The sequence below is a fragment of the Streptomyces sp. NPDC006368 genome (genome assembly GCF_040612535.1).
Classification (GTDB): Bacteria; Actinomycetota; Actinomycetes; order Streptomycetales; family Streptomycetaceae; genus Streptomyces.
Genome location: NZ_JBEXQK010000022.1, coordinates 19,305 through 33,099, shown reverse-complemented (window position 1 = coordinate 33,099; position 13,795 = coordinate 19,305). Strand labels below are relative to the sequence as shown.

General features: G+C 73.4%; 10 protein-coding genes and 1 tRNA gene. 3 read left to right on the top strand and 8 right to left on the bottom strand.

What is annotated here, in order from left to right; all coding sequences use genetic code 11:
- Positions 1 to 119 precede the first annotated feature (119 nt).
- Genes ABZZ38_RS18110 through ribA form a run of 5 tightly spaced genes read right to left on the bottom strand, consistent with a single transcriptional unit; the run spans position 120 to position 5,574 of the window.
- A complete protein-coding gene (locus tag ABZZ38_RS18110; RefSeq protein ID WP_356740712.1) occupies positions 120 to 1,295 on the bottom strand; it encodes a hypothetical protein in 1,176 nt (391 codons plus the stop codon).
- Positions 1,292 to 2,536, bottom strand: a complete 1,245-nt coding sequence (locus ABZZ38_RS18105; protein ID WP_356740710.1) for an MFS transporter — start codon at positions 2,534 to 2,536, stop codon at positions 1,292 to 1,294. Before ABZZ38_RS18105 ends, ABZZ38_RS18110 begins: the two co-directional genes overlap by 4 nt.
- Positions 2,533 to 3,822, bottom strand: coding sequence for a glycosyltransferase family 2 protein (locus ABZZ38_RS18100; protein ID WP_356740708.1), 1,290 nt, complete (start codon positions 3,820 to 3,822; stop codon positions 2,533 to 2,535). The genes ABZZ38_RS18105 and ABZZ38_RS18100 overlap by 4 nt, the downstream gene beginning before the upstream one ends.
- On the bottom strand, positions 3,819 to 4,946 hold the full coding sequence (gene ribD / locus ABZZ38_RS18095) for a bifunctional diaminohydroxyphosphoribosylaminopyrimidine deaminase/5-amino-6-(5-phosphoribosylamino)uracil reductase RibD (RefSeq protein ID WP_356740706.1): 1,128 nt from the start codon (positions 4,944 to 4,946) through the stop codon (positions 3,819 to 3,821). Before ribD ends, ABZZ38_RS18100 begins: the two co-directional genes overlap by 4 nt.
- A complete protein-coding gene (ribA, locus tag ABZZ38_RS18090) occupies positions 4,930 to 5,574 on the bottom strand; it encodes a GTP cyclohydrolase II (protein WP_356740704.1) in 645 nt (214 codons plus the stop codon). Before ribA ends, ribD begins: the two co-directional genes overlap by 17 nt.
- 428 nt (positions 5,575 to 6,002) lie before the next feature.
- On the opposite strand from ribA, the gene ABZZ38_RS18085 reads away from it, so the two are divergent.
- Together ABZZ38_RS18085 and ABZZ38_RS18080 are read left to right on the top strand one after the other, a co-directional pair.
- Positions 6,003 to 7,004 (top strand): helix-turn-helix transcriptional regulator, encoded by a 1,002-nt coding sequence (locus tag ABZZ38_RS18085; RefSeq protein WP_356740702.1) that lies wholly within the window; start codon positions 6,003 to 6,005, stop codon positions 7,002 to 7,004.
- Between the two features lie 600 nt (positions 7,005 to 7,604).
- Entirely contained in the window at positions 7,605 to 9,119 is a 1,515-nt protein-coding gene (locus ABZZ38_RS18080; RefSeq protein ID WP_356740700.1) for a glycoside hydrolase family 3 protein, read from the top strand.
- A gap of 26 nt (positions 9,120 to 9,145) precedes the next feature.
- On the opposite strand, the gene ABZZ38_RS18075 is transcribed toward ABZZ38_RS18080, so the two are convergent.
- The 3 genes from ABZZ38_RS18075 to ABZZ38_RS18065 all read right to left on the bottom strand — a co-directional run bounded on the left by ABZZ38_RS18075 (position 9,146) and on the right by ABZZ38_RS18065 (position 11,657).
- Complete coding sequence (locus ABZZ38_RS18075) at positions 9,146 to 10,165, bottom strand: questin oxidase family protein (protein WP_356740698.1); 1,020 nt, start codon at positions 10,163 to 10,165, stop codon at positions 9,146 to 9,148.
- Between the two features lie 921 nt (positions 10,166 to 11,086).
- Positions 11,087 to 11,308: a hypothetical protein gene (locus ABZZ38_RS18070; protein WP_356740696.1), complete on the bottom strand. Its 222-nt coding sequence runs from the start codon at positions 11,306 to 11,308 to the stop codon at positions 11,087 to 11,089.
- Between the two features lie 273 nt (positions 11,309 to 11,581).
- Positions 11,582 to 11,657, bottom strand: a tRNA-Arg gene (locus ABZZ38_RS18065).
- 473 nt (positions 11,658 to 12,130) lie between these two features.
- Here ABZZ38_RS18065 and ABZZ38_RS18060 point away from each other — a divergent pair.
- Positions 12,131 to 13,795 carry a class I adenylate-forming enzyme family protein gene (locus tag ABZZ38_RS18060; protein ID WP_356740694.1) on the top strand — a complete coding sequence of 555 codons (1,665 nt, stop codon included), beginning with the start codon at positions 12,131 to 12,133 and terminating at the stop codon, positions 13,793 to 13,795.

Genomic DNA, 13,795 nt, shown 5'->3' with positions numbered 1-13,795 from the left:
TCGGGAACGGGCGGGGCCGGTACGGGGCCGGTCGGGGTTGACCGGGCCGGTACGGGCTCGGGCAGGGCCCGCACGGGGTCGGCACGGGATCGGTGCGGGCGCAGGCGGCCCGTCGGGGATCAGACGGGGCCGTCGCCGGGGCCGGGCGGCCGGCCCCCGGCACGGGCCCGTTCCGCTCCCGCGGCCAGTCCCGCCTCCGTGAGGTCGCGCAGCGGGTCCCTGAGGCGGTGCAGCAGCGGAAGCCCCGCCACCTGGGCCAGCCCGCCCAGCGGGATGGTGTCGACGGCACGCCTCCGGATCGCCGGGTGCGGCCTGGGCGCTCCGCCCGCGCCCGCGCCCGGTGACGCGGGCAGGCGGGCCAGCACCACGCCGTACAGCACGGCGGCCTTCCATGCCGAGGCGGCGTGGTGGACCCGCAGCCCACCGGCGGTGAGCTCGTTCAGCAGCGCCGCGGGTACCGGCTCGCGGGCCGACTCCCGTACGTCGTCGGGGTCGATGCCCTGTGCTCGCGCGCCGTCCTCCCAGTAGGTGCTGACGTAGGCGCCCCCGGGGCCGGTGGGCGTGAGGCCGTACACATGGCCCTTGAAGAAGTGCGGGTAGAAGGGCAGCGCGCCGAGTGTGGCCGTACCCCCCTGAGCGGCTCCGGCGGCGTCGTCCGCGAAGCAGGCCGACAGCCTGGGCCCCTGGTTCTGGTTGCCGACCAGGCTGTCGCCGCCCAGGTGTTCCACCAGGTTGGGCACGGAGATGTACAGCCGTCTGCCCCGCTCGCGCAGGAACGCGGCGAGCGCCTCGTCGTCCGGCACCCCGCCCCGGGCCAGCGCCGACCGCGCGTACGCGGCGAAGTCGGCCGCCAGGGCGAGCGGCAGGGCGAGGGCGAGCGACGGCGCGTACTCGTCCGGGATGGCCTCGGCCCAGGCCGCCCCGCTGAGCGCCGCCAGCCGCACGGCCGCGCCGTTCCAGTGGTTCCAGTTGGCGTAGAAGGCGATCGGGTCGTCCGGCCGGGCCGCGAGGGCGGCGCCGACCCGGCCGAGGAAGCCGGCCGAGGGCAGCACGTCGTCCTGGAGGACGAGCCGGTGGGTGGCCGTGCCGTACGGCCCGGCCCAGGCGCGCGCCGCGGTGCGCAGCGGAGTCGGCGGCCCGTCGGGGTCGGGGTCCAGCACGAGCAGCCGGTCCTCGACGGCCAGGCTCGCCAGCAGGGCCTCCGCCTGGGCCCGTCGCCGGGGATGGGCCATGACCCGGATGCCGAGGCGGGGGGCCGTGCGGAGCACGGAGTGGGGAGCGGTGAGGGCTCTCATGACGCCTCCTTCGCGGGGATGACGGCCGGATCCCGCTCCTGGTCGGCGGGGACGATCCGGTGGGCGGTGGCTCGCAGCCCGGCGGCCGCGAGCAGGGCGAGTCCGCCGAACGCGGCGCACACCCACAGGGCGCCGCGGTCCAGCACGGCGCCGGCGAGCACGGGGATGAACAGGCCGGAGACGGCCCAGGAGAGCTGGAACAGGGACATGTAGCGGCCACGGATCGCCGCGGGGGCGCTGCTCGCGACCAGCGCGTTGGCGGCCGGCAGCGCGATCATCTCGCCCACGGTGAAGGCCAGCATCACGGGCACCAGGACCGCGATCGCGGTGGCAGTCGGCAGCACGCTCACCGCGTACAGCCCGGCGAAGACCCCGGCGAAGAGCAGGGCCGCCCGCAGGATCAGGCTCTGCCGGGGCACGTGGGAGAGGCGGGCGGTGAGGATGGTCTGGGCCAGGGTGATGACGACGCTGTTGACGCCGAGGAAGAGCGCCGGTGTCCAGCCGGGCAGACCCACGATCTCCACGGCGTAGGCGGGCAGGACCGTCGCCGGCAGCGCCCAGGCGAAGGTGAGCAGCGTGAAGGAGAGGCAGAACCCGGTGAACGCGTGGTCGGTGAACGCCTCGCGCCAGCCGGGCCCTTCCTCCTTCTCGCGGCGCGGCCGGTCCGCGGTGACCCGCACCCCCGCCAGCAGGGCGGCGGCGACCAGCGAGGACACCACGTTCAGCGCGAGGACCAGGTCGGCGGCGCCCCGGCCGAACGCGGCGGTCAGGACGGAGCTCGCCAGCGCCCCGGTGGCGACCGTGAAGTTCTTGATGGCGCCGACCGCGGCGTAGGTGGCGTCCAGTTTCCGCCCCGGCGCCAGGTCCACGACGAGTACGGGCCAGCTCGCCCAGTACAGCCGGTCCCCGGTCATGACCAGGAACGTCGCCGCCGCGATCAGGGTCCAGTCGGAGGCCAGCGGGTAGAGCGCGTAGCCCGCCGCCGTGACGAGGTTGCTGGTCACGAGCACGGCCTTCGGCGACGAGCGGTCGACAAGCCAGCCGGCGAGCAGCGCCATCGGGACGGACGCGAGCGTCCCCGCGCTGACCGCCGAACCGATGGCCGAGAAGGACAGCCCGGTGCCGAAGGAGAAGTACAGGAACGCCAGGGGCGCGAACAGGCCCCAGCCGAAGGTGTCGATGAAGACGGAGGAGAAGATGCGTCCCCGCTGCGGGATACGGGGCAGGCCGAACTCGATCACGCCGAGTCCCCGGTGTCCGTGCCCCGGGTGTCCGTACGCCCGGTGTTCGTGCCTCCCACATCCGTACGACCGGCGTCCGTACGCCCGGCGTCCCTACGCCCGGTGTCCGGGCCCGTCTCCCCGTCCCCGTCCGCGACCGACGGGTCCGCGCCCGTCTCCGTCTCCGCGTCCGGGGTTTCGGCGCGCACCTTGTACCAGGTGTCCCGGCCCGTCGCGAGCTCCCATACGGCCCGCCACGCCGAGGTGGACTCCATGAGCTCGAACGGCAGCAGGAAGAACCATCCGGACCCGACCCGCAGTACCTCCCACACCGGATCGCGCGAGACCTGGCGGATGCGCAGCGCCTCACCGGCCAGCAGCGCCGCCGCCGGGACGCGCAGCCCGCGGTGGCGCACGGCCCCCGCGACCACCGGCAACACGCTGAGCTGCGCGAGCAGGCTCAGGGTCATCAGCGCGACGGCGGCGCGCGGCCGGGCCGGCAGCGGCTCCCCGCGCAGGAACCGCAGCCCGATGTCGAGCTGGCCGCGGATCCACCGGGTGCGCTGCCGCAGCGCGGGCCCGACGAGCGAGGTGCGCGTACCGTACGAGAAGGACACGACGCGTCCCATGCGCACACCGAGCGAGGCGGCCCGTACGGCCCACTCGTAGAGCTCCTCGACGCCGTCCTCGCGCAGCGGGCCGACCTTGTCGAGCGCCTCGCGGCGGAAGTAGACCGAGCTGCCGAGCAACATGTGCATGCCGGTGCGGCGGTTGACGTACTCCATGGCGCCGAAGAAGGCGGCCGACTGGGCGAGGGTGGTGCGGTTGACCAGGTCGCCGCCCGGTTCGGGGAGTTCGATGGCGTCGACGACGTCGAGGTCCCGGGCGCGGAGCGCCGCCACGGCCTGGCGGAGCTGGCCGGGGTCGGGCACGGTGTCCGCGTCGTAGATCGCGACGAACGGGTCGGCGACCTCGCGCAGCACGTGGTTGAGGGCCTTCGCCTTGGGCGTCATGGAGGGTACGACGACCACCCGGACGTCGCCGCCGAAGCTCTCGCGTGCCCGTGCGGCCGCCGCCCGCGCGGTCGCGGCGTTCCCGGGCAGCCGGGCGTCGACCAGCCAGCGGACGCTGACCTTGTGGTGCGGGTAGTCCAGGTGCCGCAGCATGCCGGCGGAGCGCTGGAAGATCTCGGCGGGCTCCCGGTAGAAGGGCGTGAGGATGGTGACCGCCGGCAGGTCGGCGTCCTCGGCCCGGGGCGGCCGGTGCGTGTCCGTGAGGCGGGCGTTGGGGATGAGGAAGCCGGTCACCGTGCTCCTTCCGGGTGGAGGTGGCGGACGGGGCGCAGCTCGACGCGCAGATCGTCGCCGCTTCTCGCCGTGTCGGTGATGCGCAGCCGGTGTGCCGCACCGATCGCGTCCACGCCCAGTGCGCCGACGGCGCTCCTGCCCTCGGCGCCCAGGAGCATGGGGGCGATGTGGGCGACCACGCGGTCGACCAGCCCCTCCCGCAGGAAGGATGCGGCCAGCGTCGGCCCGCCCTCGACCAGTACGGACCGGATCCCGCGCTCGCCCAGGGCGTTGAGCAGCGACGCGGGTGGGAAGCGTCCGAGCGCGTCCGTCTTCAGCCGCAGCGTGGTGTCCTCGTCGATGCCCGGGAGCGGGACACCCGGTTCGGTGACCACGAGGGCCGGGGCGGTTCCGTCGAGCAGCCGGGCGTCGGGCCGGATCCCGCCTCGGGCGGCCAGCACCACGCGCAGCGGGGGAGTGCCCTCCACGCCGTGGCGCAGTCCCAGGTGGGGGTCGTCGGCGCGCCAGGTGCCGGAGCCGACGAGGACCGCGTCGTGCCGGGCGCGCAGCCGGTGGGCGTCGGCGCGGGAGTCGGGGCAGGTGATCCAGCGGGAGGAGCCGTCGGCCGCCGCGCTGCGACCGTCCAGGGTGGTGGCGAACTTCCAGGTGACGAAGGGCCTGCCGAGCCGTACGGAGGTGAGCCACATCTCCAGTACCGCCTCACCCTCCTGTTCCAGGACGCGGCCGGTCACGTCGACGCCCGCTTTCCGCAGCGTCCGCGCTCCTCCGGCGGCCACCGGGTTGGGGTCGGGCACCGCGTAGACGACGCGGCGGATCCCGGCCTCGACCAGCGCCCGCGAGCAGGGCCCGGTGCGGCCCTGGTGGTCGCAGGGTTCGAGGGTGACGACGGCGGTGGCGCCGCGCGCCCGTTCGCCGGCCTGCCGCAGGGCGTTCACCTCGGCGTGCGGAGTTCCGGGGCCGTGGTGCACCCCGGTCGCCACGATGGCCCCGGACGTATCGACGAGCACACAGCCGACCGCGGGGTTCGATCCGGTCGATCCGACGGTGGAGGCGGCGAGTCGGAGGGCCCGGCGCATGGCGTCCAGCTCGGCCGGGGCCGGCGGGGTGTCAGACGTCGAGCGCATGGCCGGCTCGCTCACGCTTGGCGCTCAGATAGGCGCGGTTGTTCTCGTTGACGAAGGTGCCGGTGGGGACGACCGCGGCGACGGAGATTCCCAGCGCCCGCAATTGAAGTGACTTCTCGGGGTTGTTGGAGAGCAGGCGGATATTGTTCACGCCCAGTGCTCCGAGCATCTGGGCGGCAACCCGGTAGTCCCGCATGTCGGCCTCGAAGTCGAGGGCCATGTTCGCGTCGAACGTGTCCAGCCCCTGATCCTGCAACACATAGGCGTCGAGCTTGTTGTACAGTCCGATTCCCCGGCCTTCCTGGCGCAGGTAAAGGATGATTCCGCCTTCGTGCGCGCAGGACGTCAGCGCCTCGTGGAGCTGGGGTCCGCAGTCGCATCGATGCGAGCCGAACACATCGCCCGTCAGGCACTCCGAGTGCACTCTGACCAGGGGATTCGGCTGCAACTCCCAGCCGGGGAGGAGGAGTGCGACGTGTTCGAGGGAGTCGTGCAGCCCGTGGAAGGAAACCATCGTGGTCAATTGGCGCCCCCGTGCGGGTATCTCCACGGGGATCTTCACGCTGGCTCTGATCGTCACGGTTTCCGCAGGGGTGGTAACGGTGCTCTTACTTTCTTCCGTACGCATATCTGACCGCCGTTGTGAAAGCGAGGGGTGATGGTACAGCGAGGATTCTCAAGTAAGCGCTGACAGCTTCGAATACACCGACGAGAAGGGGCTGTGGGGTGGGGGGTGGAATGCCGTGGCCCGCGGCGCGGTGGGGCTCGGAGTGGATATCCGGCACTGCATCCTGGCCCGCGCTTTCCCGGTCTGTCACGCGCTGACGGGTGGCAGCAGGTGTCCGGCAGCAAGTGGCCACGGCCGGCCGCAACCGCCCCCGGCCGGGGCCCCGCCCGGCGGTCGCCCGGTGCGCCGGCGGGACGCGCCGGTGGCCCGAAACGCATTAGTGGATGGTGGTCGTCCTCTGCGAAGGTTGGTTAAGGTCTGGACCAAACCCAGGCTTGACGGGGAGCTCCGGTTGGCCACTCCAGGCTGCTCCGGTGAAAGGTGGGGGGATGGCGCACGTGTTGGCGGCGGCCAGGATGGACGACCGCACGGAGACCGTCTACGGGCTGTTTCTCGCCCGGCCGACCCTGCGGGGGAGCGAGGTCGTCGACCGGCTCGGATGGCCCGAAGCCGACGTCGGACACGTACTGGACCAACTCGTGCGGCTCGGTGTCCTGTACGCCGACCGGCGCGACGGCGAGGAGGTCTTCCGCCTCGCCCGTCCGGATGTCGGCCTCTCCCTCCTCCTCACCCTCCGCGAGGCGGAACTGACCCGCAGGCAGGGGCAGGTGGAGGCCGCGCGCGCGGCCGTGTCGGCGCTGGCCGCGCGGACCGACACGGGGTGGGCGCATCACGTGGAGGCGATCGAGCGCTTCCAGGGCGAGGAGACCTTACGGGCCCGGCTGTGGGACCTGATGTTCTCCGCCCGCGAGGAGATCCTGCTCCTGCTGCCCGCCCGGGTGCAGGCCCCCGACGCGTTCGGAGACGCGTCGCTGCTCGACAAGTCGGTCGCGGAGCGCGGTGTCGCCGTCCGGCGCGTCTACCAGTACAGCGTGCGCAACGACCCGCGTGCCCTGGAGTACGCCGAGGGGCTCGTCCGCGACGGCGCCGAGGTCCGGACGGCACCGGCCCTGCCGGTCGTCCTGCTGATCGTCGACCGGAAGGCCGCGGTCATCGAGTGGGAGCCGGGCCGGGGCCAGGAGGGGACGATGGCGCTGGAGATGCACAGCCCCGGCGCGGTCGACATCACGCGGCTGCTGTTCGACACGTACTGGGAGGCCGGCACCCCACTCGGGGACACACCGCCGACGGACCGCAACTCACTGACGCCCCAGGAGCGCGAGCTGCTGCGCCTGCTGGCCGTGGGCAACACGGACGCGTCGGTCAGCCGCCGGATGGGCATATCCCTGCGCACGGTCCGCCGGATGTACGCGAGGCTGATGGACCGGCTCCAGGTGAAGAGCCGCTTCGAGGCGGGGGTCGAGGCGACACGGAGGGGCTGGATACCGTGACCGTCGGCGTCCGGTGACCGCCCCGACATCGTTGCCGTACGGCGGCCCACGGGGGTCTCCACGGCTTCTGGCGAACGGCCCACCGCGGCCCACGGGGGCTCCTGCGGCCGACGGCGGATGACCCGCCGAGGACGGCCCTGGTGGACGGCTCGCCGGGATCACCGGGTACGGACTGCCGCGGTCGCCGCGCCCTCACGCGGCGCGCCTTCGGCTTCGGGAACCCGTCGATGAGGGACAGGCTCGCCCGCAGCGGCCGGGTCGACCAAGGGCGGGTTGGCCCGCGACGGCCGGGGTCGAACAGGCCGGGCCGTCCGCGACGGACGGGCCGACGGGGCCGACGAGGGCGGGTTCGCCCGCCGAGGCCCGGGACCGACCGGGGCCGACCGGGACGGGTTTGCCCGCCGCGGCGCGGGTCCGGCGCCGGCGCACGGAACGCATTGCGCCCGCCCGGCCGGAGGGCGCCCCATCCCGCCAAGTCCCCTTTTGAACAGGCAGGTTGCTGCCACCGCACCGGCCCCAGGTCTCCTTGACACCCCCGTTGGTATAGGCCAATATCCGCTTCGTCCGCCGTCCCCGCGTGCCACCCTCCCGGAGGTCCCCATGGCAGAGAGCAGCCGCATCCGGCTCACCCGGCTGGCCAACTCGGTGCTCCAGCCGGGGTTCGTGGGCACCACGGCACCGGACTGGGTCCGCCGCAGGATCGCCGACGGCCTGGCCTCCGTCGTCCTGTTCGGCCGCAACATCGTCGACCCCGAACAGGTCACCGCGCTCACCGCCTCGCTGCGCGCCGAGAACCCCGACCTCATCATCGCGATCGACGAGGAGGCCGGTGACGTCACCCGCCTCGAAGCGCGCACCGGGGCCTCCCGGCCCGGGAACCTCGCCCTCGGCGCCATCGACGACGTGGACCTGACCGAGCAGGTGGCCCGCGACATCGGGCGCCAGCTGCACGCCGTGGGCGTCTCGCTCAACTACGCGCCCAGCTGCGACGTCAACTCCAACCCCATGAACCCGGTGATCGGCGTCCGCTCCTTCGGCGCGCGCACCGACGTCGTCGCCCGCCACACGGCCGCCTGGATCCGGGGCCTGCAGTCCGCCGGCGTCGCCGCCTGCGCCAAGCACTTCCCGGGCCACGGCGACACCAACGTCGACTCCCACCACGGCCTGCCGCAGGTGACGGCCGACGCCGAGGAGATCGCCCGCGTCGCCCTGCCCCCGTTCACCGCCGCGATGGAGGCGGGCGTACGCACGGTCATGACCGCCCACATGCTCATCCCGGCCTACGACACCGAGCTGCCCGCGACCCTCAGCCCCCGCGTCATCCAGGGTCTGCTCCGCGACCGGCTCGGCTTCACGGGCCTGGTCGTCACCGACGGCATCGAGATGGGAGCCGTCTCCGACCTGTACGGCATCACCGGCGCCACCGTGCGTGCGGTCGCCGGCGGTGTCGACGCGGTGTGCGTCGGTGGCGAGAGCGCGGAGGAGGCCACCACCGTCGACCTGGCCGACGCGCTCGTGGACGCCGTGCTCGACGGCACCCTGCCCGAGGAGCGGCTGGCCCGGGCGAGCCGCCGCGTCGGGGAGTTCGCGACGTGGTCGGCCGGGCTCGCCCGGTCCACCAGGCCCGACCGCAGCGGCTCCGACATCGGGCTGGTGGCGGCCCGGCGCGCCGTTCACGTCCACACGAAGCCGGGCACCGGAGTCGCCTTCCCCCTCGCGGGGGAGGCGCACGTGGTCGAACTGTCCCCCACGACGAACCTCGCCATCGACGGCCGCACCCCCTGGGGGGTCGCCGACCCCCTGCGCGCACTTCGCCCCGGCACCACGTCCGTACGGATCACCGAGTCCGAACTGTCGGGCGGGGACGACCTGCTGGACCGGGTGGCCCTGGCGCCCGCCGCCGACCGCGCCCTGGTCGTCGTGGTCCGCGACGCGGCCCGCTACCGCTGGATGTCGCAGGCGCTGGAGGGCCTGGTGCGGCGCCGCCCCGACACGCTCGTCGTGGAGATGGGCCTGCCGGCCGACGACCGCCCGGGAGCGGTGCACCTGGCGACGCACGGGGCGACGCGCGTGTCCGGCATCGCCGCGGCCGAGGTCCTCGTCGGGGCCTCCTGACGGCATGGCCGCCCCCGGGGCGGTGGTCAGGTCAGCGGTTCACTCAGCTCGATCGCCCGCAGGGCGGCGGCGAGGGCATCTTCGGTGCCGACGTCGAGAGCGGTGTCGGTGAACTTGATGACGTGCTCGTCCCCGTGGGCCAGGGCACGCTCGAAGACCTCCTCCGGGGTGACGCCGCCGGGCGCCCGGTAGGAGACGGGGGCCGAGGGGGCGTACATCGCGGTGACCGCGGCGGACGCGGTCCACGCCGCGTGCAGGCTCGGCGCCCACAGCGGGCGGGGCAGGGCGGGCAGGGTACGCAGTACGGCGTTGGGCGCGGTCGCGGCGTGGACCAGCATCGTCGGGTCGCCGTGGCCGTGGGTGGCGTAACGGTGGGTGGCCGCGCGCACCAGCTCCTCCAGCCGCTCCCGTGCCCGGTCCGCGCGGTCCGGGCCGATGTCCTCCGACGGCCACACCGGCAGGCCGGTGACCCGCGCCAGCCGGTCGGGGAACCCGCCGGTGGGTTCGTCGAGGGCGGGGACGCGGTCCAGCGCCTCCCGGGCGGTGGGCGCACCGGCCAGGGGAGCCACGCCGGTGACCGGGTGGTGCCGGGCGGCCCAGTAGCCCAGGCCATGGGCCAGCTCGGCGAGCCGTGGCGCGGTCTCGCCGTGCTCGGTCAGGGCGCGCACGGCGTGCCCGACGCGGATCACCGGATGGGTGGACCCGCCGTACATGCCGGGCAGCAGCCGGGGCCACCACTCGGCGAGTACGTCCCGCCAGGGCCGCTCGGCGGTCTGCCGGCCGAAGAAGTCCACCCAGTCGGCGACCCGCCGCGGATCCCCCAGCGCCTCACGCCAGTCGGCCTCGGTGACCGGCCGCGTCCGGGCGGGGAAGTCCTCCAGCTTGTCCTCGTACAGGTCCAGCCACCGGTGCACGGCCGGCCCGTGCCCCCGCGAGGCGAGCGCCTCCACGGCCATCGGCGCGTGATTGGTCAACCGCCCGAGACGCTCGGGCCCGGTGGCGTGCAGCCTTCCCAGTGCTTCGTCGAGCACGAAGATGTCTCCCATACGTACGACCCTAGGCGCCGTACGCCCCGAAAGGGGCAGCTTCGAACGGGCGCACGGAGATCTGTGCGCCGACGCAAACCCCGCGCGGCGGAGGGGCGTTGCTGGAGGGACGCCCGGGCGGGGCCGGGATACCGAAGCCCCGGACCATGATCGGCTCGGCCTTGGCGGCTGTTGCCCGGGCGGCGCTCGGACCTACGACACCCGATTCAGCCGTCGTCCCACTTACTGGGGCGCGGCGGTGGGCGATGCGTGCCCATGACCGGCGACCGGGACCGGGCGATCGCGGACCGCCTCGGCGCCATGATCCGAAACGGTGGGGAGAGGCCCCAGCCGGGGGATGTGGACTCCGCGTGGACTCCAGTGGCACGCGTGTGGCACGACCCCGGACACGGTGAAGGGCCAGTCGGCGAGGAAACCCCTCCTGAGCTGGCCCTTTTCTCTGTGCCCCGGCAGGATTCGAACCTGCGGCACCCGCTTCAGGAGTTCGATCCGAGCCCCCGGCTGCCGCCGTCGACCGGCGCGACGGCCGGACAGGGGCGCTGGTGTTCACCCTGTCCGGGTCGTTGATGTCAGCCGTGGATGTCAGAAGCCTGCTGATCCGTGGCTCTGGAGGGAACGGAAACGGAGACGGAAGGCCCGTGGCCGGCTGCCGGATCCCGCGTAACCGGTGGGAGCCGGCCGCCTCGGGTCACGCTGCACTCATGCCTGAGACGTGTCCTGCGCGTCCTCGAATACGGCGGCCTCGTCCTCTCCGAAGTCCGGAGCCTGGAAGGGGCTTGTCGTCAGAGGCGGCAATGCCGTGGCAGAGCTGCGGGTTGCCCCTTCCGGAGCAGAGAACAACGAGGTCAGATCGATGAGAGGTCTCCCTTTTCGCTACAAGTTCCTGAAAGGACCGGCTTGCCATGATTGGGCACAGAGGTCCTACAGCTTGGTCATCTTGGAGTACGGGCTCAGGATCCGCTCTTGCACCGAGCCGAAATCCACGAGCACCGCGATCCCGTCCTCGACGCCGATCACCCGGCCGAGGCCGTACATGTCGTGCGTCACCTGGTCACCCACGGCGAAGTGCGCGGGATCCGGCGTGGCCCGGGCCTTGAAGGGGCTGGTAGGCAAATGACGCTTCAGTGCAGCAGGCTTTGTCATTGTCCCCAGTATGCGCCCGCGGGCGCCCATTCGCTGCGGCCGTCCACGTTGGGTTCGACACAGAACCGGAGGGCAACATCCACTTCACGAGAGGGACCGACTGGGGCGTCGCACCGGTGACCTGCGGCTTCGTACCTGGTGAGAGAGGCTGGAACCCGATCGCAGGACACCCTCGCCGACCGTGGCCGACCTTCGCGGCGGCACGGTTGTGACACAAGCCTGAGCCGACGACAGTGACGGCCACCCAGGAATGTTCCCAGGTGGCCTTTTGTCTGGTGCCCCCGGCAGGATTCGAACCTGCGACACCCGCTTTAGGAGAGCGGTGCTCTATCCCCTGAGCTACGAAGGCGGGGCCTTGCGGAGAACGGGGCTGAATGCTCGCGTGAGCATCCATCCCGGCCCCTGCAAGGGTTGCGACCGCCCCTGAGGGCGGTCCCCACAGGTTAGCGGATCGGGGCCGGGCGGTGGGGCGGAGGTTGGGTCTTGGGGTGGGCGTGATCGTCGGGGTTCGCCCTCGTCGCCGGTGAGGCCCGCGGCGCCGGGGTGGGCAGGTCCGCTCGGGCGGCGTTGGCGGCGATCCGGGGCCGGCTCGCCAGTGGGGCGATCACCGCCGTCGCCCGGCCCCGCCGCCGAGGTGGACGCGGCACTCCCTCACGGTCGGCGAGCTGTACGGCACGGCCGAGTGGCTCCATCGAGCCCGTGTCGAGCCGGTGGGCGACTCGACCGAAAATCGATGGCGGGTGCATGTACCTCCTTGACGGGGTGGCGCGGTGGCGCATAGCGTCGGGCCCCAGAAGCTGAGCAAGCGCTTAGGAAGAGGCGATGGTGCCGCACACCGATCCGTCACCGGACGACCTGCTGACCGCGCCCGGCGCGCCCTTCGCCGTCGAGACCGGCGAGGACGGGCGGGCCGTGTACGCGGGCGGGCCCCGCACGCTGCGGGAGTTCGTCGAGGTCACCTGGGCGTACGGGGAGCGGCCCTTTCTCGTCGCCGGGAACCGCGCCTACACCTACGGCGAGTTCTTCGCGGCGGCCTGCTCCCTCGCCCGGCGGCTGACCGACGAGTACGGCCTGCGGCGCGGCGACCGGGCCGTCGTCGCGATGCGCAACCACCCCGAGTGGCAGATCGCCTTCTGGGCGGCGCAACTGGCCGGGCTGGTCGCCGTGCCGCTCAACGCCTGGTGGACGGAGGACGAGTTCACCTACGCCCTCGACGACTGCCGGCCGCGGGTGCTCCTCGTCGACGGCGAGCGGGTGGGGCGCGTGCGGGAGTGGAGCGGCCGGCACGGCGTGCGGGGCGTGGTCTTCCACGGGGGCGCGGCGGAAGGGCTCTTCGAGCGGTACGAGGACCTGCCCGCGCCCGACCCCGCGCTCGGGCCGCCCGACGTGGACGTCCGGCCCGAGGACGACGCCACCATCATCTACACCTCCGGCACCACCGGCCGCCCCAAGGGCGCCGTCGCCACGCACCTCGCCCAGGCCGGGGCCGCGATGAACCCCCGCTACCAGGCCGCCGTGGCCGCCCTGGCGCGCGGGCAGGTGCCCGGGCAGGGGCCGGCGCCCGTGTCGCTGACGACGTTCCCGTTCTTCCACGTCGCCGCGTTCACGTCGTTCTACTCCGTGATGGCGGCGGGCGGCGCGCTCGTCCTGATGCGGAAGTGGGACGCGCGGCGGGCGTTGGAGCTCATCCACGAGCACGGCGTCACCCACTACGCGGGCGTCCCGACCACCGCCCTCCAACTGCTGGACGCGGCGGGCGACGCGGGCCTGGGGACGCTCACGCACCTCAACACCGGTGGCGCCGCCGCGCCGCCCCGGCTCGTCGACCGCTGCCCCGAGGGCGTCGAACCCCGCAACGGCTACGGACTGACCGAGACCAGCGGGGGCGTCCTCGCCACCTTCGGCGACGAGTACCGCGCCTTCCCCGGCAGCGCCGGGCGGCCGACCCCCGTCACCGAGGTACGCATCGCCGCGCCCGACGGGCGGCCCCTGCCCGAGGGCGAGGTCGGCGAGCTGTGGCTGCGCGGCCAGTCCCTGGTCCGCGGGTACTGGGGCGACGACAAGGCGACCGCGGAGGCGTTCACCGGCGACGGATGGTTCAGGACGGGCGACCTGGCGACGGTGCGCGACGGTCGGGTCTCCGTCGTCGACCGGCTCAAGGACATGGTCATCAGGGGCGGCGAGAACGTCTACTGCGTCGAGGTCGAGGCCGCGCTGTACGCCCACCCCGACGTCGTCGACGCGGCGGTGCTCGGGGTGCCCCACCCCGTACTGGGCGAGGAGGTCGCGGCCGTGGTGCGGCTGCGGGAAGGCGCGTCGGCCGGGGCGGAGGAGCTGCGGTCGCACGTCGGACGGAGCCTGGCGGCCTTCAAGGTGCCCGCCCACGTCTTCGTACAGGACGGGCCGCTGCCCCGGAACGCCACGGGGAAGGTGCTCAAGCGGGAGCTGCGGGAGGACCTCCGGGCGCGGGTGACGCCGTCCCGGTAG